The organism is Halomonas sp. AOP30-A1-24 (assembly GCF_052378165.1).
Taxonomy (GTDB): domain Bacteria; phylum Pseudomonadota; class Gammaproteobacteria; order Pseudomonadales; family Halomonadaceae; genus Vreelandella; species Vreelandella citrativorans.
Genome location: NZ_JBQSXL010000023.1, coordinates 50,226 through 67,893 on the forward strand (window position 1 = coordinate 50,226; position 17,668 = coordinate 67,893).

Genomic DNA, 17,668 nt, shown 5'->3' on the forward strand with positions numbered 1-17,668 from the left:
ATTCATATCGCGTCAATGAGGTTTCTTACTATGCAACGTATAACTGCTCTATTCTCTGCTGCCCTGCTCGCCACTGGCTTAATGGCATCTACTGCCAACGCCCAGCAAGCGCAGGACCCGGCTCAGGATCCCATGGCTACTCAGCAAGCAGCACCCGCCCAGGATTTTTCTGACCAGCAGTTACAGCAGTTCGCCGATGCTTCTCAAGAAATCGCCGTGATCTCGCAAGAGTATACACAGCGTCTGCAGGAGGCAGGAGATGAGTCAGCCCAACAGGAAGTTCGCGCCGAAGCAAATGATCGGATGATCGAAGTGGTTGAAGACAGCGGCTTGGATGTCGATACCTTCAATGCTATCGGTCAGTCTATCCAGCAAGATCCGGAAATGATGCAGCGTGTTCAAGAGATGGCAAACCAGTCCTAAGCCATCGCTAGTTAATACACCATCAAAGCCCGACACCCTGGTGTCGGGCTTTTTTTGCGTCCAGGGTTTACGGTAGTGATGAACCGAGCCAAACTCGGCTTATCTATTAGACACGTCTTGGGAGATCACATGGACGTAGAGCTACTTGAAATACGCCAATTTATGGGCCAGTTTCCTCCTTTTGATGGTCTCTCGGATGAGCTGCTTGATGCGATTGCCGAGCGCGTTGAGGTCAGCTATTTCAAAACGGGCAGCGAGATCCTGGAGCTAAATGATATCGTTAGTGAGCTGTGCTTTATAAGAAGTGGCGCCGTTGAGGTGTATCGCCGCCAGGGTGAGCTTTATAACCGATTAGGCGAGGGGGATATTTTTGGCCACTTTAGCTTATTGCGGAATCACAAAGTGCGCTTTCCGGCCCAGGCGATTGAAGACACGCTGATCTATTTTATTCCCAACGATGTCTTTCAGCGCTTATGCGAAGAGGACGATAACTTCGCTGACTTTGTAGAGCTTGAGCGGCCACGGCTTGAAACGGTTGCCGAGCAACAAAAAAAGTCGAACGATATGATGGTCACGCGTATTCGCAAACTGGTGACCCGCTATCCCGTCATGGTGGCATCCACCACCAGCCTTCAGCAGGTTGCCCAGCAAATTAACGATGCCCAGGCATCAGCTGCCATTGTGCTCACCCAATGCACCGGCAGCCCGCGCTACAGTTTTCAAGACAGCGAGGGCGCCAAATGGAAAATGGTGGGTATTTTTACCGATAGTGACTTTAGAACCCGGGTCGTGGCAGAGGGGCTTTCACCACAAACCGCGATTGGCGATGTCGCGTCCTCTCATTTGATTACCATACAGTCGGATGCGTCGATATATGAGGCCATGCTGACCATGCTGCGCAACAATGTCCATCACTTGCCGGTGCTGTATCGGCAGCGGCCTGTTGGCGTGGTGCACCTTTCCGATATTATTCGCTATGAAACGCATAGCGGACTCTACCTGGTCAGCAATGTTTTCAATCAGTCCAGCGCACAAGGGCTTGCCAAGCTGGCGCCTGATGTTAGTGCGGCGTTTGTACGCATGGTTCAGGAGGGCGCTAACTCGCAAATGGTGGGCAGCGCGCTTTCAACGGTGGGGCGTAGCTTCTTCCGGCGCCTGCTGGAATTGGCCGAAGCTGAGCTTGGGCCACCGCCGGTGCCTTACTGTTTTATGGTTAATGGCTCAATGGCACGCAATGAACAAAGCATTGTGACTGATCAGGATAACGCGCTCATTTTGTCTGATGACTTTATCCCTGAAGAGCATGACGCTTATTTTTATGCGCTGGCCAAGTTTGTTAGCGATGGGCTGGATGCCTGCGGTTATACCTACTGCAAAGGCGATATCATGGCCACCAATCAAGAGTGGCGTCAGCCGCTGAGCGTTTGGAAAGACTATTTTGAAGACTGGATTTCCAATCCGACGCCTAAAAAGCTGCTGCAGAGTTCGATCTTCTTTGACCTTGATAGCATCTATGGCGAAGAACATTTTGTTGAAACGCTGCAGGACCTAATTGCGCGTAGAGCTGCTGAATCGCCGTTGTTTTTAGCGGCAATGGCGCGTAACGCGTTGAACCGTACGCCGCCGCTTGGCTTCTTCCGCACCTTTGTCATGGAAAAAGATGGCAAGCATAACAATTCAATTAACCTGAAACGCCGTGGCACAGCGCCGATGGTTGATCTAATCCGTATCCATGCGCTGGCATGTGGTTCCAAAGCGCAAAATACGTTTCAGCGACTAAAAGATATAAGCGATACCCAGCTATTAGCTCCAGGCGTTAGCGATAAGCTGAGCTATGCGTTTGAGTTTTTATGTATGACGCGGTTGCGCCACCAGATGATCGATATTCAGGAAGACCGAGAGCCAGATAACAATATTGAGCCTGAAAATGTAGAGGACAGCGAGCGGCATACGCTGAAGGATGCTTTTCATGTGCTTAGCAATGCTCAGAAATTTTTAAAGTTCCGTTACCCGGTGCCCGCTCAACGGCAGAGGCACTAACATGCTAGGCATTCGCCCGCGTCACCGCATCACCCAGCCCGACTGGATTGACTATATGGCGCAGCGTGAGCGCCAGGCGAAAGACCCTGCTATCCAGCGGTTTTTTGCCACATCACTGCCTTCTGGTGATACCCCCATTGCTGACGTGCCGATGGTTGCGCTGGATTTGGAAACCACCGGTTTGGATGAGCGGCGCCATGCCATTGTTAGTATGGGCGTCGTGCCGTTTACACTGGACCGTATCAAGCTCGCGGAGCGCCGTTATTGGGTCGTCAAGCCCACTAGAACGCTGTCTGAATCCTCGATAGCTTTCCACCATATTACCCATTCCGAGGTGGCAGATGCCCCGGATTTGGACGTGGTGCTGGATGAGTTGTTGGACGCGCTCGCGGGCCATTTGGTCGTGGTGCACTTTCGCAATATTGAGCGGCCCTTCCTGGATACGGCGATTAAAGCACGGCGGGGCGAGGGGGTGATGTTCCCAATGATCGATACGATGTCGCTTGAGGCGAGGATACATCGACAAACGTTATGGGCACGTTTTCGCCGCTGGTTGGGACGCCCCCCGGTTTCAATACGTTTAAACGCTAGCCGTGCCCGCTATGGTTTGCCTGTCTATCAGGGGCATCATGCGCTGGTCGATGCATTGGCCACGGCAGAACTTCTCCAGGCGCAAATCGCCACCCATTATCAGCCAGATACGCCTTTAAAAAATATCTGGTGCTAGCACGGCACCCATAAAAAAACGGGCAGCCCTTGGGCTGCCCGTTTTGGTCATGCGTACCGATTAATTACACTGCTTTGGGTTCGCTCATCAAGCCTTTGACGATTGCGTAGCACGCCACCAATAGAATAATGGTGAACGGGAAACCGGTGGAAACGGCCATGGTTTGTAGCGCCGTAAGGCCGCCGCCCAGCAGTAGCGCAATGGCAATGGCGCCTTCAATGATCGCCCAGAACACGCGTTGCGGTGTGGGGGCATCCACTTTGCCGCCCGCAGTGATGGAGTCAATCACAAGCGAGCCTGAGTCGGAGGAGGTGACAAAGAAGATGATGACCAGCAAAATCGCCACGAAAGAGGTGATTTGTGCCAGTGGCAATTGCTCCAGCATCAGGAATAGCTGAAGGTCGACGCCCGCATCGCGCACGGTGCTAATACCCTGGCTTACATATTGATCAATGGCGGTGCCGCCAAAGGTCGTCATCCAAAGTACCGATACTACTGAGGGGATAATAAGTACGGAAATCAAAAACTCTCGAACCGTACGGCCACGTGATACGCGGGCGATAAACATGCCGACGTAAGGAGACCAGGAGATCCACCATGCCCAGTAGAAGGCTGTCCAGCCTTGGCTGAAGTTAGCATCTTCACGGCCGAACGGGTTTGAAAGCGCGGTGAAGTGAGTCGCATAGCTCCACAGGTTTTCAAAGAAGCCCGTCGCGATGAACAGAGTCGGGCCTACCGCAATCACAAAGAACAGTAGCAACGCCGCCATGGCGATGTTGATCTTGGAGAGCAGTTGCACGCCCTTATCAACACCAGCAACAATGGATGCAATCGCCACCAGGGTAATGCCGACGATCAATAGAATCATCGTGACATCGCTTTCAGGCGCGCCAAACAAATACGAAAGCCCCGCTGCCGCCTGGCTGGCACCTAGGCCTAGTGACGTAGCCAAACCAAACAGCGATGCAAACACCGCCAGAATATCGATCACATGGCCTGGCCAGCCCCAAACGCGCTCACCCAAAATGGGGTAAAACACCGAGCGCATTGAAAGCGGCAAGCCTTTATTGAACGAGAACAGGGCCAGCGAAAGTGCCACGATGGCGTAAATCGCCCAAGGGTGCAGGCCCCAGTGGTAAATGGTGGCTGCCATGGCAAGCGATGTGGCTGCTGCAGCGTTGCCTTCGGCGCCGCCAAGCGGTGCCCAATTACTGCCATCAAAGGCGGTGCCGAAGTGGGTAAGTGGCTCATTTACGCCAAAGAACATCAAGCCAATGCCCATGCCAGCGGCAAACAGCATAGAGAACCAGCCCATATAGGTGTAATCCGGTTTGGCGTCGACGCCACCAAGGCGGATTTTACCCAACGGGGAGAAAATCAAACCAATACATAAAATAACGAATATGTTGGCAGCCGTGATAAAAAACCAGGACAGGTTGCCGGTTAGGAAGTTGAAAATGGAATCGTATACCGGCGCAATGGTGTCTTGCAGCGCCAGCGTCAAGACCACGAATAGCAGTACAATAATCGCTGAAATGCTAAACACCTTGCCGTGCAGGTCAAGGTCAAAGCCCATTTTATTGGTCGTAATGTTGTCCTGACCAACAACGTAGTCGGTATCGATCAGATTTGCCGCCCCATCGGGAGCGGGTATGCCTTCAGGGGATTTTGGCTCCTCAGGGGAGCTATTGGGCTCTTGTTTATCCACGAGTACCTCTCCGTTCTAATTAGAAAACACGCGTAGTGTCGTTTTGCTTAACTATATATTAACAAGCATTGTATTGCTGTTTTATTGGAACTGTTTTGTAAGTGCAAACAAAGGTGCCGACCCCAGTATCAACTGACGTCGGCACAGTGGCGGATAGCGATTAGCTATTTAGCCATTGCTCAACCACATCCTGGTTTTCTTCGACCCATTTCTTGGCGTTCTCGTAGGGGTCGCTTCCGTCTTCCTGATTCATCAGCATTACTTCACCCATTTGCTCTGGGGTCCATTCGAATGCATTGAGAATCGCGTAGGCTTCTGGCATTTCATCGGCAAAACCGTTACGTACAACGGTATGAATTTGCTCAGCGCCTCCAAACACGTTTTCTGGATCTTCCAGGTATTTAAGGTCCCAGCGTGCAAACATCCAGTGGGGCGTCCAGCTGGTGATCACGATATCTTCTTCATTATTAATGGCGTTACTAAGCGCTGCCACCATCGTGGCGTCGCTGCCACTGCGCAGGCGAAGATCAAGGTCATAGGTATCGACAACTTGCTCCGTCAAGCCCATCAGGCCTGCACCAGGGTCTATACCGATGATCTCACTGTTAAAGAGGTCTGCGTTGCTATTAAGGTCGGCAATCGAGTCAACGTCTGTGTAAGACGGTACGACGAGCCCCAGTTTGGTGCCGTCCAGGTTGGGGCCCAGGTCTTCGACGTGGTCACCAATGCGCTCCATATACTCAGCGTGCGTTGTCGGCAGCCATGCGGCAACAATCGCATCGGCGTCACCGGTTGAAAGCGCCTGGAACATGGCCGCTGCGGAAAGCGAAGTCATGTCTACTTCGTAGCCAGCCTGCTCCAACACCGCAGCAACGACGTTAGTGGAGGCTACTTCTGACGACCATTCAACATACGCAAGATTGATGGTGCCTTGATCCTGCGCCTGAGCGGCACTGCCTACGACTAACCCAGTACCTGCAATCAATGCGGCAGAGGCCAGACGGATACGACGATTTAGCATACGTGTTTTCATTCACTTGCTCCCTTTTGTATTGTTTGCCTTAACATAACATCATGTTAGGCAATTCAGCATGGTCGTGAAAATAAAGCTCATCAAGTCAAAGGGGCTAACACCCCATCAAGCTACTTCTCATTTTCTCGTTGTCGTTGGGTATTTCAGTCAGCTTACCTTGAGGTCTTGCGTAACGACTGCGTTAAACGGTCAAGCAGCATGGCCAGAATAACAACGGCAATACCGGCTTCAAAGCCGTCGCCTGGGCGCAGGCGCTGTATTGCACGCCATACTTCGCTGCCTAGCCCATCGGCACCTATCATCGCGGCAATAACCACCATGGAAAGCGCTAGCATGATCGTTTGGTTAATGCCCGCCATCACTGTAGGTAACGAGAGCGGTAGCTGCACTTTAAATAGTTTTTGGCTTCGAGTAGCGCCGTAAGCATCCGCAGCTTCTATTAACTCTGTAGGTACCTGACGAATGCCGAGCGTCGTAAAGCGAATGGCGGGCGGCATGGAAAAGATAACCGTGGCAAAAATGGCGGACACAGAACCAATGCCGAAAAAGGGAATGGCCGGTATCAGATAGACGAATGCAGGCATGGTCTGCATAAAATCCAGCAGTGGCATGAACAAGCGATAAAGGCGTTCCGATAAGGCCGCGGTAATGCCGATAGGCAGTGCAATGACAACGGCAACGACGGTTGCGATCACCACCAGCGTTAACGTCTCGATCATGGGTCCCCAAAGGCCCATGTTCCAGATTAATGCCAAGCCAAGGACCGCCCCCAGTGCCAAGCGCGGGCCCGCAAGCCTCCAGCAAAGCAGGGCAATAATGGCCAGCAGTGCCCACTCCGGTAGCCACATCAGCCCATCATTCAGGCTGTTAATCCCGGTTTGGGTAAAGCGTGAAATGCCGCGAGTAACCACAGAGTATTCGCTGGTTAGCCAAGTGAGGCCACCTTCGATCCAACTGCCTAGCGGGATACGGGGAATGTCCATTACGGTTCTCCTGCTCGTGCCAATTCATCCAGTACCGCGCCTTTCACCACAACGCCCAGTAGGCGTTGCTGTTCATCTACCACGGCAATAGGAAAGCTCTTTTCACTAAACATGGCGAACAGGTTCTGCAACGGCTCGTCGGGGGACACTTTGCGGAAGTCCTGAGTCAGGTAGTCGGCGATTTTTTCGGCGCCTTCCTTGATCGCCGTACTCGCGGACTCGGCTTCCAGTAGCCCGAGCAGGCGGCGGTCACGGTCAGTTACGTAGATAGAGTCAATCGCGTGGTCCCGCATGCGGTGAAGTGCCGTGCGGGGGCCATCACTGTCACGCGCGGTGCTACGCAGTGGGCGCATAGCGCTCTCGGCCGTTAGTACACGCGAGCGGTCGACCCCTTCGATAAACCGACGCACATAATCATCCGCAGGTTGGGTCAGAATTTCTTCAGGAGTGCCAATTTGGACGACTTCGCCATCTTTAAGCAGCACGATTCGATCACCGATATTCAGCGCTTCATCCAAATCGTGGGTAATGAAGACCGTGGTCTTTTGCATTTTGGCTTGGAGCTGCAAAAGTTCTAGTTGCATGTCCTTACGAATCAAGGGGTCAAGCGCTGAAAATGCTTCATCCATTAACAGTACGCTGGCATCGTTAGCCAGTGCGCGGGCCAAGCCAACGCGCTGCTGCATTCCCCCTGAAAGCTGGTGGGGATACGCGTTCTCCCAGCCTTCCAGACCCACCTGTTTAAGGGCGGTATGGGCGATTTTATGACGCTCGGCTTTATCAATGCCGCGTATTTCCAAGCCAAACTCTGCGTTTTTTTGCACCGTGCGATGCGGAAACAGCGCAAAATTTTGGAAGACCATCGAGAAATGGCGGCGTCGGCACTCCAGTAACGCTTTTTCACTCAGGGTGGGGATGTTTTCATCATCAATGATGATCTCACCTTCCGTTGTGTCAATCAGGCGATTAAGACAGCGGATCAATGTCGATTTGCCTGAGCCCGAAAGGCCCATGATGACGAGGAGTTCACCTTCATAAACATCGAAGGATATGTTGGAAAGGCCGAGTGTCTGGCCTGTTTGCTCAAGGATTTCTGGACGTTTAAGACCCTGGTCGCGTAGCTCTAATGCTTTTCGAGGTTGTTTACCAAAGACCTTACTTAAGCCTCGGACTCTAATTTTAACAGGACGTTGCTCATCCATAGGCGATGCCTTTTATGTGTATGAGGCGCTTTGTATGGTTGCTCTTTCTGATTTGCCGCCATTTACATAAAAGCAGCGCTACCTTCTATATAAAGCAGCCACACAAAGCATTCATAATGAAAAAACAGTATATGGTTGTATATTTATTAAAAAATATTATACATAAATGAGTGGGTTGTGTCACAACGCCTCTTTAAGCGCGGTCAAGAAATGCCACATGTGTCATTTTGCGCCCACGCGTGGTTGATTGTTAATAGCGATTGTTTCTTTTAAGATGTTGATTTTAATTATTATTTTTAATAATCCATTGTGTTGGCTTGATGTGTGCTTGGTTTAGGGTAGTGATTCAGGATGTTTTTTGCAGGTTTCAAGGAGATGAATTTTATGAATAAGCACGCGGATGTAAAAGCGAAGCGCCCACGTCTACTTTCTTTGTGCATGATCGCAACTGCTGCCAGTGTCCTCTTGCTTGCTGGCTGTGGTGACAATGAAGAAGAATTGCCGCCTGCCCAACAGCCTGAAACCATGGAGCAAAGTGCAGCACCTGACGTTGAGCAGGATGCCACCATGACCCAAGAGCCCTCCTCAATGGATCAAGTCGCAGATCCCGCAGATCCAGCAGGCACGGGTTCAGCAGATAACGATGAAGCAATTGTCCCGCAAGAGTCAATACAGCCTGAAGATGAGGCGCGTACCCAGGATGTTGAAGAAGAGCCTGGTTTTGGTGAAGGTACAGATCCCATGCCAGGAGCCGCCGATGAAGAAAATGATGATGAGTTAACTAACGGCTAATACCTACGTACTGTTCCCTACGATGATAAGCCGCTTCAGCTGTTCGTTCCCTGCGGCTGCTCCACACGGTTTATCATCTTTACCCTCGCACCTGCGAGGGTTTTTTTTGCTCTGAAGTATGATGCTACTAAGGGGTGCTACCCGTGTACCCGCGCTATCGCAGCCAGACGCTTGCATCGTAGAAGCGCCTGGCTATGTTGATAAGGGCTATGTTGATAAAGACAAGGTTGGTACTCGCGCCACTGTGACAAGCAAAGGAGAGCGGCATGGTGATACTCGATAAAACACGCATCAAGGCGCTGTTGTTGGCCTTTATCTGCGCATCAAGCACGGTTCTTTTGGTGGGGTGTGGAGAAGACAGTCCTCCCAATGAGAATGCTCAGCCGGAGCCTGAAGAACCGCTGAATCAGGGGCCGATGGCCAATGATGATGCTACCGGCGTACCGCCAACAGAAGACGGTACTTAAGTTTTTCACGTAAAGGCCAGACCAGCGATGGGGTTTGGCCTTTTCATACAGAGTCCCGTTGGACTAGGCCTGTTGAACCAGTCCTATTGACCTACTCTTCGCTATCTTCAAGTCGGCGATAGAGTGTGCGTCGAGCGATACCCAAAAGCTCCGCTGTTCGGCGTTTGTTGCCTCCTGTCGCTTCGAGCACTTTTCGAATATAGCGCTTTTCCACTTCCTCCAGGCTAGGCCATCGAGTGGGCGAGGGCGTCGGTAACTGTGCCCCTGGCAGTACTTCTCCGCTTAACGTCGGCGTGATCTCGGCACCAGCTTCCGGATGAGAATTCTCGCGCAAGCGTTCGGGTAAATCCTGGTGCTGCAAAAGACCCTCTTCACTGAGCGTTACCGCTCGCATAATGGCGTTTTCCAATTCGCGGACGTTACCGGGGTAGGTGTAATTCAGCAGGCTGTTGAGTGCCTCGGGCTCAATTTGCTCAATCTGCTTGTTTTGCGCTTCCGCATGTTTATCAATCAACGCAAAAATCAGATGTTCAATGTCACTGCCCCGTTCACGCAGGGGAGGAATGCGCAGTGAAAAGGTTTCCAGACGATAAAACAAGTCGCTACGAAAGCTCTCCTGCTCAATCTCTTTATCCAGGTTGCGGTGGGTCGCCGCGATGATGCGCACATCCACAGCTTCTTCGCGCTCGCCGCCGACCGGACGCACGGTTTTTTCCTGAAGCGCCCGCAGCAGTTTGGCCTGGAGGTTGATCGGCATTTCGCCTATCTCATCCAAAAACAGGCTGCCACCTTGAGCGGTATGAAAAAGCCCTTTGCGCGCTTCATTGGCCCCGGTAAAGGCGCCTTTCACATGGCCGAAAAACTCACTTTCCATCAGCTCAGCAGGTATGCTGGCGCAGTTGACGGGGATAAAAGGGGCCTCATGGCGAGGGCTTTCCTGATGAATGGCGCGCGCCAAAAGCTCCTTGCCGGTACCGCTTTCTCCCAAAATAAGAATGGGGGCATTACTTTTAGCCAATCGCGATGCGTCATGAAACAGCGACTGCATAACATTACTTTTGCCCACAATGCCATGAAAGTGGCTGAGCTCTGTATCGTGTGAAAGCGATAGACGCTGGCGCTCCAGCACCCGAAAGACCGCCTCACGGATAGCATCAAGGTCAAGTGGCTTGGTCAGGAAGTCGTTGGCGCCAAGCTTGAGCGCTTCAACGGCCTGATCGATAGTGCCAAAAGCGGTAATAACGATGATCCCCAATTCGCTGCCACTTTGACGAATTTGCTGCAGCAGCTGAATGCCCGTCATCCCCGGCAGGCGTACATCGGTAATCATCATGGCCACAGGGGTATGGCTTAGTAGGGCAATGGCCTCTTCAGCGCTGGGCACGCCAAGCGTTTGATAGCCCGCATCGTTCAACTCTTCTTCTAAAAGCTCTCGGATAGCGGGGTCATCTTCCACTACCAGCAAAGGTAAAGGATGTTCCTGATGGGTCACAAATGTTGTCCTCAAGCGGATGCGGTTTCACTAAGTGGAAGTGTGATTTCAAATCCAGCGCCACCAAGAGCGCTGTCAAACACACCAATCGTACCGCCGTGGTCATTAATAATACGGTGCACCATGGAGAGCCCCAAGCCACTGCCTTGACCCACCGGTTTGGTAGTGAAAAATGGGTCAAAAACGTGCTGATGGTTGCTAGCAGGGATGCCCGGGCCATCGTCTTCTACATAGAGAGTTAATTCATGATCATGCGTACGTACGCGTACGCGAATATGGCTTACGTTAGGTGCTTGCGCTGCATTACGCAGTAGATTGGTAAGCACCTGAACGATTTGCTGTTCGTTCGCCAGTAAATGAGGCGTGGGCGAGGGGAGATGGATATCCAACCGGATATTTCGCGGTTCAAGCTCCTCTTCTACTAAATCGCTGGCATTTTGAATTAACCGATCTAGCGCCAGCTCGCCTTTTTCGACATTATGCTGTCGGCCTAATTCCATTAATTGACGAACTATTTCGACAATTCGCTCAACTTCGCCGCGAATGCGGACAAGTTTGGCCCGTTCCTCATCGCCAATGACGTTTCGGCGAGCTAGCCGCTGGGCCTGGCCGTTAATAACCGTAAGGGGGGCGCCAATTTCGTGGGCGACGCCGGCTGCAAGAACACCCAGCTCTGCCAGTTTTTTGGATTTACGCAGGCGCTTTTCAAGCTCAATTTCACGCTGTTGACGCTCTTCAATATCGTGATCTTTTTCAGCCATGGCATCGAGCATGCCATTTAAGCCTGAGGCAAGCCGACTATACTCAGCCGGGCCGTCTATCGTCGCACGCTGGCTACGATCACCATCTTCCACCAGCAGCATAACGTGCAATAAACGATTAAGCGGACGTTCGATATAGCGCCTAAACCCCCACCAAATGCTAAAGACGATGCCAGCTGCGCCAATGACAAACACCAGAACCGCCACAATGCTTATAAACCCGGTGTAATTTTCGATGCCGGTATTTAAGCGGTTAACCTGAAGTGCACCATGAACGGTGCCATCCTGGGTGCGTAGTGGGATGATGGCCGAGTAATAGGTCCAGCCATCATACTGGCGGTAATTGCTGTAAAGGTCATCCTGCTCAATCACCTGGCGGATCTCTTCGGGAGAGAAAAGGTCTTTGCCTAAGCCCAGCCCGTAAACTTCGCGCCCCTGAAGGTCAAAGACGTAAGCGCCATAAATTCGATGGAACGAAAACGCCGATTGCAGTGCTTCTTCTAGCGGTGTTGGGCTGTCTCGGGAAACCGCACCACTCAGTGAGGTGCTAAGCGCCCGAGTAATGATCTCGACTTCCGTTTGCAGTTTGGAGCGAACATTGTCTTCCAGCGATTTTATGGCCACTAAGCTGAACACCACCAATACAACAAACAGCGGTACGATGACGGTGATGATAATTAAATTACGAAGTCGCATGCTGCTTCCATGGTGGCATTAAGCGTTTCATCAGTGAAAAGCATTATCAGTAGAAACGGCGGTTGATGAATAGAGTTATGAACATGGGGCCATCAAAGAATCGCCGGATTAAGGGGATTCTGCAGGCAGTAGCCGATAAAGGCTGCCTTGGCGCTCATCGGTTAGCAAGTAAATGGCACCGTCTGGGCCTTGGCGCACATCACGAATACGGCCAATATGACCATCAAGAATACGCTCACTTTCAGTAACTTCATCGCCATTAAGCGTGAGGCGTAGCAGCTGTTCACTGGTTAAACCACCTGCGAGCAGGTTGCCCTCCCAGGCGTTGAACGTGCTTCCTCTGACTTCGGCTAAGCCGGATGGTGCAAAACGTCCTTCAAAGTCATAATTCGGGTCTTCCATGCCAGGTAGCGACTGCTCGCCTATGGGTTGCTGGGTAGCGTAATCGTTGCCGAGCGTAACCTCAGGCCAGCCGTAGTTAGCACCTGCCTTGATGTGATTCAGCTCATCTCCCGTGAGCGGGCCATGTTCCGATACCCACGGCTCACCGTTTTTCAATACGGTCATACCTTGAATATTACGGTTACCCAGCGAGTAGATCTCATCTCGGGTGTTGGCATCATTCACAAACGGGTTGTTTTCCGGCACGCCGCCTGTTTCGGTCAAGCGCAGCGTAGAGCCTGCGTGGTCATCGCGCGCCTGCGCTCTGGAAGGCTCCGAACCCCGGTCGCCAACGCTCATAAGCAGCGTACCATCGTCTAGCCAGGCCAAGCGTGAGCCGTAATGGCGACCGGGAGCCGAGGCGCGATCCTGCTCAAACAGATGCTCTACATCGCCTAATTGGTCATCTTGCCAGTAAACACGCGAAAGCGCTGTACGACTGTTGTTAGCGTCAGGTTTACTCCAGGTAACGTAAATCCAGTCGTGTTCTCCGCTGCCGTCTGCAAAATCCGGGTGCAGTACCACGTCAAGCAGGCCACCCTGGCCATGATGATTGACCGTTGGCATGCCCTCCAGCGCCTGGTATTCACCGCTGCGCGAATCCACCAGATTTAGCTGCCCGTTGCGCTCGCTCACCAGGAGGCGGCCATCTGGAAGAAATGCCACCGCCCAAGGGTGTTCAAACCCCGAGGCTACCCGCTCAATGGCGACGGCTAGATACTCGGTTTCGATAGATTCATGGACAACCTCAGCATGCGCCGTACCCGCTGCACTCGTTAGCAGCAGTCCGCCCAAAACGGTTGATAGCCATGACGTAACCGGCTTGGCGTTTTGTTCCACGTGCATAGCGCATTCTCCTGTAGTGATGAGCCCAAGGGGAACCTCAGCGGGGCGAACCTTGTGATAAGGCCATCATCAGTCTAGCAGGGACTTTTCCTATTGGGCTCATTCCCCTCCAAGAGAAGGCATTAGGAGTGCTAACAGTATCGGTAGGTAGATCAGTGCTAACAGGGTCGAGCAAAATACCAGGCTGGCCACATAGGCTGGCTCACGCCGGGCACGCTGGGCAAATAAATAGTTAAACACCGCCACGGGCATGCACATTTGTAAAACGAGAATGCCTTGCGCCAGCGGCGGAAGCCCTACCCAGCCTGCGATGAACCAGGCCGCCACCGCCGCCAACGGTATGCGCACCAGGCTAAACCCTAACCCGGAACGCAGGCTTTTTACCTGAATGCTCGCCAAGGAAACACCCAAGGTGATCAGCATCAACGGTACGGTAAAGCCCGACATAAGGCCCACGGTGTTGCCAAGCCAAGGCGGTAGTGAGGTATCGGTTAGCAGCAGCACCATGGAAATTAAAATGGCATATACCGTCGGGGTCTTAACGAGCGTTTTTAGCGGGTTGCCTTGGCTGTTGAGAACAGAGCCTAGAGTGAACTGGAACAGCGAGACCGTTACCATCACCGTGATGCCATAAGCAAAACCAGCGCTACCAAATGCATAAAGAACCACCGGTAGCCCCATGTTGCCGGTATTGGGGTACATCATGGGAGACAGCAGAACGCGCCAGTCACGGCCCAGCAGCTTGGCAACAGCAAAGGTCGCTAGCCCCATGGTGATGATCACCAGCGCAGTCGCCAGCATGGTGCGACCAAAGGTGTCGGCATCTATGTCGGCACCCGCAAGCGAGGCCAACACCAGCGAGGGCGTGCCGATGTTGAAAACCAGTCGAGTAACAAAATCGACAGGATAAGGGTGTCCTAGCCGAATCCACAAAAAACCTAACCCCGCACCGGCAAGTACGGGGGCCATAACAGCAAACAGTTCGGCAAGCATTAACGGTCCTTGGCAATCGTGGGTTGCCTATTGTCGTTAATGAGCCTGCTAATAGGCAAGGTGAATACGCAAAATTCGTTAAGCGTTTACGGCTGTGCGTTGCCACTGCACGGGAACGTGCTGGCGTAAAAAATCAAGCAACGCGTTGGTTCGCCGAGGTTGGTGGCCGTAAGCGTAAAGTAAATTAATGGGCAGCGGCGTAGGCTCCCAGCCCACCAGGCAAGGGACTAGCTCGCTGGGGTGATGTTCTTCACGCCGTTTAACTAACCAGTGGGGCAGTAGACCTATTCCCTGATGGCCCGCAATGGCGTCGATATGCAGCGCGGTCAAATCGACGCGAAGGCGCGAGCGTGGCGGGTCGAAAAGATAATCACCGTACCTGGCGTGATGGAGCGTTAGCCCATTGGATGCCGTGTTGAGCAAGTCGATCCAGGCGTACTGGGGTAACTCATCAGGATGGGTTGGTGACCCGTTTTCGGCCAGATAGCGTGGGCTGGCATATAACCCGCGGGTTAAATGGCCCAGACACTCCTGGTTAAGCCCGCATTCATTGGTAAAGCCCAGCCATACATGCACGCTATTGCTATGCATTTTGGTGGGCGGTGTTTCGCGGGTTCGAAGCTCTAGCTCTACTTTTGGGTAACTGTTTAAAAAGGCATTGACCACAGGGGCCATCCAGCTTCGCGCCAAGGCCCCATGGATTTCCAGCGTGACTTTGCCACTAATTTCTTCGCGCAGCTCGGCCAAGGCTTCCTGGCTGTGGCTTGCCATCGAGAGCAATTCAGTACAGTACGTATGAAAGAGCAGGCCAGCCTCGGTAGGAATTAAACGATTGGCTTGGCGGCGTAGTAGAGGCTGATTAAGCCGTGCTTCCAACTGGCTGATACGACGACTCAGTGTTGATTTTGCTAACCCCAGCTTTTGCGCACTGCGTGTCACGCTACCGGTCGCCATTACATCCGCGAAAGCAGCCAGTTCGTCAAAGTCATACATGGTCGCGCCACAGGTCAATTAAGAAGCGTCTATTGTGCCACTTTTGGGGTGGAATGAAAATAATTGGCATTTAGGTTGCGTATTACCGAACACCCCGTGCCGTCCCATGGTGGAACTTTGTAGGTAACATGATAATGCTAATAGTTACCATTCAGCTTAATTATTTTAGACAATGGAAATAACATGCCTAACTCATTTCGTCTAACGCTACTCGCAACTACGGTTGCCTCGTTGGCAACAAGCACCGCGCTGGCCCAGCAGTCTGAGACATTAAACAATATGGTGGTGACCGCTTCGGGCTTCGAACAGCAGATAAAGGACGCCCCCGCTTCTATTAGCGTATTATCTCGCGAGCAGTTGGAGCGAGGCCATTACCAAAATATTACGGACGCGCTGCGCGATGTACCGGGGGTAACGGTAACCGGAGGCGGAGGGGGGGATAACGGGCACGACATTTCCATTCGCGGTATGCCTGCCCAGTACACGCTGGTTTTGGTAGACGGACGCCCGCAGAGCTCGCGTGAATCGCGTCCGAACGGTAGCGCTGGTTTCGAACAGGATTGGCTACCGCCCCTACAAGCTATTGAACGTATTGAAATCGTGCGCGGGCCCATGTCGACTCTATATGGATCAGACGCTATTGGTGGGGTAATCAACGTGATCACTCGCAAGGTGGCCCAGCAATGGCATGGCAACCTTCAGGTCGATACCGTGCTGCAGGAAAGCAGTTCTTCAGGCGATAGCCGTCAAGGTAACTTCTACCTAAGTGGGCCGCTGGTGGGCGATACTTTAGGGCTTCAACTCTATGGTCAAGCCTCGCAGCGTGATGAAGACAACATCATCAATGGCTATGAAGATAAGAGTCTGCAAGGCCTGACGGCACGTTTTAACCTGGCCGCCAGCGATAACCATGACGTTACCGCCGAGGCAGGCATTACCAGGCAGGATCGCCAATCTTTGATGGGGCGCTCAGCGCCTTCTGAAGGTTGCCGTGGCGGCTGCTCTGACAGCCTCAACAAATTTACCAATCGGCATATGGCGGTGACTCATAGCGGTCGTTTTGATTGGGGTACCAGCGAAACCTTCGTTCAGCGCGAAAATAGCCGCAATGACTCGCGAGATATCGAAATTACCAACACGACAGCCAAGACCAGTGCCGTCATGCCGCTTGGTACGCACATGGTGACGGTGGGGGCCAGTTACGAGGAGGAGAAGCTGGAGGATGGCACTACCAACCAGATTTCCGACCTTACTACGCTTGATCAACGCCAGTGGGCTGTGTTTGTTGAAGACGAGTGGATGTTGACCGATAGCTGGTCGCTAACAGGCGGTATACGCCTTGATGAGTCAGATAAATACAGCAGTCATATAAGCCCACGACTTTACAGCGTCTGGAACATGACGCCTGATTGGACCCTGAAAGGGGGCGTGTCTACCGGGTATCGCTCGCCCAATATTCGTGAGACGGCGCCCGGCTGGGGGCAGATTAGCCGCGGGGGCAACGTATATGGCAATCCGAATTTAAAACCAGAAACCTCGCTCAACAAAGAGCTGGCGCTTTATTATGGAAATGAAAATGGATTTAACGGAAGCTTGACGGTTTTCCATAACGACTTTGACGACAAGATCACCCGCATTGCATGCCCTGTTTCAATTTGTGATGCAGGCGCCAACGACTTTGGCAGTGACCCGACGTACCGTGTTAACGTCGATGAAGCAGTAACGCGAGGTGTAGAAGTTAGCTTGGCCGCACCGCTTAATGAATCGCTTGATTTAACCGGAAGCTACACGTTCACCGACTCCGAACAGAAGAGTGGTGAGTACGCCGGTAGTCCGCTGACGCAACTGCCCCGCCATCAAATTTCAGCATCGCTTGATTGGCAGGTGTCTGCTCGGTTAAGCCAGTGGACCAGAGCAACCTACCGGGGTAAGGAGAGCCAGCCGGTCACCGGGCCTTCCTCAAGCTCCACTATCGCGCCTTCTTACACCTTTGTAGATACAGGTCTTGGCTATCAACTGAATGCCAATACGCAGCTTAATGCCGGTATCTATAACCTGCTGGATGAAACGA

General features: G+C 52.5%; 15 protein-coding genes. 6 read left to right on the plus strand and 9 right to left on the minus strand.

The window, feature by feature from the left end:
• Positions 1–30 precede the first annotated feature (30 nt).
• From ACT3TJ_RS13415 to ACT3TJ_RS13425, 3 genes are all read left to right on the plus strand, one after another.
• The gene (locus tag ACT3TJ_RS13415; protein ID WP_172117524.1) at positions 31–423 is read left to right on the plus strand and encodes a DUF4168 domain-containing protein; all 393 of its coding nucleotides are present in this window, start codon (positions 31–33) and stop codon (positions 421–423) included.
• Positions 424–552: 129 nt separating this feature from the next.
• Positions 553–2,463: a DUF294 nucleotidyltransferase-like domain-containing protein gene (locus tag ACT3TJ_RS13420; RefSeq protein ID WP_444622282.1), complete on the plus strand. Its 1,911-nt coding sequence runs from the start codon at positions 553–555 to the stop codon at positions 2,461–2,463.
• 1 nt (position 2,464) lies between these two features.
• Positions 2,465–3,190, plus strand: a complete 726-nt coding sequence (locus tag ACT3TJ_RS13425) for a 3'-5' exonuclease (protein WP_442353457.1) — start codon at positions 2,465–2,467, stop codon at positions 3,188–3,190.
• Positions 3,191–3,254: 64 nt separating this feature from the next.
• Here ACT3TJ_RS13425 and ACT3TJ_RS13430 read toward each other — a convergent pair whose 3' ends face one another.
• The 4 genes from ACT3TJ_RS13430 to ACT3TJ_RS13445 all read right to left on the minus strand — a co-directional run bounded on the left by ACT3TJ_RS13430 (position 3,255) and on the right by ACT3TJ_RS13445 (position 8,116).
• On the minus strand, positions 3,255–4,898 hold the full coding sequence (locus ACT3TJ_RS13430) for a BCCT family transporter (protein WP_172117527.1): 1,644 nt from the start codon (positions 4,896–4,898) through the stop codon (positions 3,255–3,257).
• 160 nt (positions 4,899–5,058) lie between these two features.
• Positions 5,059–5,931 (minus strand): glycine betaine ABC transporter substrate-binding protein, encoded by an 873-nt coding sequence (locus ACT3TJ_RS13435; protein WP_172117528.1) that lies wholly within the window; start codon positions 5,929–5,931, stop codon positions 5,059–5,061.
• Between the two features lie 152 nt (positions 5,932–6,083).
• On the minus strand, positions 6,084–6,914 hold the full coding sequence (locus ACT3TJ_RS13440; RefSeq protein WP_172117529.1) for an ABC transporter permease: 831 nt from the start codon (positions 6,912–6,914) through the stop codon (positions 6,084–6,086).
• Positions 6,914–8,116: a quaternary amine ABC transporter ATP-binding protein gene (locus ACT3TJ_RS13445; RefSeq protein WP_172117530.1), complete on the minus strand. Its 1,203-nt coding sequence runs from the start codon at positions 8,114–8,116 to the stop codon at positions 6,914–6,916. The genes ACT3TJ_RS13440 and ACT3TJ_RS13445 overlap by 1 nt, the downstream gene beginning before the upstream one ends.
• A gap of 384 nt (positions 8,117–8,500) precedes the next feature.
• On the opposite strand from ACT3TJ_RS13445, the gene ACT3TJ_RS13450 reads away from it, so the two are divergent.
• Together ACT3TJ_RS13450 and ACT3TJ_RS13455 are read left to right on the plus strand one after the other, a co-directional pair.
• The gene (locus ACT3TJ_RS13450; RefSeq protein ID WP_442353259.1) at positions 8,501–8,908 is read left to right on the plus strand and encodes a hypothetical protein; all 408 of its coding nucleotides are present in this window, start codon (positions 8,501–8,503) and stop codon (positions 8,906–8,908) included.
• A 266-nt stretch (positions 8,909–9,174) separates the two neighbouring features.
• Positions 9,175–9,375 carry a hypothetical protein gene (locus ACT3TJ_RS13455; protein ID WP_442353258.1) on the plus strand — a complete coding sequence of 67 codons (201 nt, stop codon included), beginning with the start codon at positions 9,175–9,177 and terminating at the stop codon, positions 9,373–9,375.
• A 91-nt stretch (positions 9,376–9,466) separates the two neighbouring features.
• On the opposite strand, the gene ACT3TJ_RS13460 is transcribed toward ACT3TJ_RS13455, so the two are convergent.
• The 5 genes from ACT3TJ_RS13460 to ACT3TJ_RS13480 form a co-directional block, all read right to left on the minus strand.
• Positions 9,467–10,867, minus strand: coding sequence for a sigma-54-dependent transcriptional regulator (locus ACT3TJ_RS13460; RefSeq protein ID WP_172117533.1), 1,401 nt, complete (start codon positions 10,865–10,867; stop codon positions 9,467–9,469).
• Positions 10,868–10,878: 11 nt separating this feature from the next.
• Positions 10,879–12,324 (minus strand): sensor histidine kinase, encoded by a 1,446-nt coding sequence (locus ACT3TJ_RS13465; RefSeq protein WP_172117534.1) that lies wholly within the window; start codon positions 12,322–12,324, stop codon positions 10,879–10,881.
• 108 nt (positions 12,325–12,432) lie between these two features.
• Positions 12,433–13,611 (minus strand): PQQ-dependent sugar dehydrogenase, encoded by a 1,179-nt coding sequence (locus ACT3TJ_RS13470; RefSeq protein ID WP_442353257.1) that lies wholly within the window; start codon positions 13,609–13,611, stop codon positions 12,433–12,435.
• A 99-nt stretch (positions 13,612–13,710) separates the two neighbouring features.
• Positions 13,711–14,604, minus strand: a complete 894-nt coding sequence (locus tag ACT3TJ_RS13475) for an AEC family transporter (RefSeq protein WP_193054478.1) — start codon at positions 14,602–14,604, stop codon at positions 13,711–13,713.
• A 78-nt stretch (positions 14,605–14,682) separates the two neighbouring features.
• A complete protein-coding gene (locus tag ACT3TJ_RS13480; RefSeq protein WP_442353256.1) occupies positions 14,683–15,597 on the minus strand; it encodes a LysR family transcriptional regulator in 915 nt (304 codons plus the stop codon).
• A gap of 183 nt (positions 15,598–15,780) precedes the next feature.
• Between ACT3TJ_RS13480 and ACT3TJ_RS13485 the strand changes: the two genes are divergently transcribed.
• A partial coding sequence (locus ACT3TJ_RS13485; protein WP_444622283.1) for a ligand-gated channel protein occupies positions 15,781–17,668 on the plus strand: 1,888 nt, incomplete at its 3' end.

Bases quoted from the DNA above. Each gene is read 5' to 3' on its own strand.
- ACT3TJ_RS13450 (WP_442353259.1), top strand. From the start codon at position 8,501: ATGAATAAGCACGCGGATGTAAAAGCGAAGCGCCCACGTCTACTTTCT.
- ACT3TJ_RS13465 (WP_172117534.1), bottom strand. From the start codon at position 12,324: ATGCGACTTCGTAATTTAATTATCATCACCGTCATCGTACCGCTGTTT.
- ACT3TJ_RS13470 (WP_442353257.1), bottom strand. From the start codon at position 13,611: ATGCACGTGGAACAAAACGCCAAGCCGGTTACGTCATGGCTATCAACC.
- ACT3TJ_RS13480 (WP_442353256.1), bottom strand. From the start codon at position 15,597: ATGTATGACTTTGACGAACTGGCTGCTTTCGCGGATGTAATGGCGACC.
- ACT3TJ_RS13445 (WP_172117530.1), bottom strand. From the start codon at position 8,116: ATGGATGAGCAACGTCCTGTTAAAATTAGAGTCCGAGGCTTAAGTAAG.
- ACT3TJ_RS13420 (WP_444622282.1), top strand. From the start codon at position 553: ATGGACGTAGAGCTACTTGAAATACGCCAATTTATGGGCCAGTTTCCT.
- ACT3TJ_RS13415 (WP_172117524.1), top strand. From the start codon at position 31: ATGCAACGTATAACTGCTCTATTCTCTGCTGCCCTGCTCGCCACTGGC.
- ACT3TJ_RS13425 (WP_442353457.1), top strand. From the start codon at position 2,465: ATGCTAGGCATTCGCCCGCGTCACCGCATCACCCAGCCCGACTGGATT.
- ACT3TJ_RS13440 (WP_172117529.1), bottom strand. From the start codon at position 6,914: ATGGACATTCCCCGTATCCCGCTAGGCAGTTGGATCGAAGGTGGCCTC.
- ACT3TJ_RS13455 (WP_442353258.1), top strand. From the start codon at position 9,175: ATGGTGATACTCGATAAAACACGCATCAAGGCGCTGTTGTTGGCCTTT.
- ACT3TJ_RS13475 (WP_193054478.1), bottom strand. From the start codon at position 14,604: ATGCTTGCCGAACTGTTTGCTGTTATGGCCCCCGTACTTGCCGGTGCG.
- ACT3TJ_RS13435 (WP_172117528.1), bottom strand. From the start codon at position 5,931: ATGAAAACACGTATGCTAAATCGTCGTATCCGTCTGGCCTCTGCCGCA.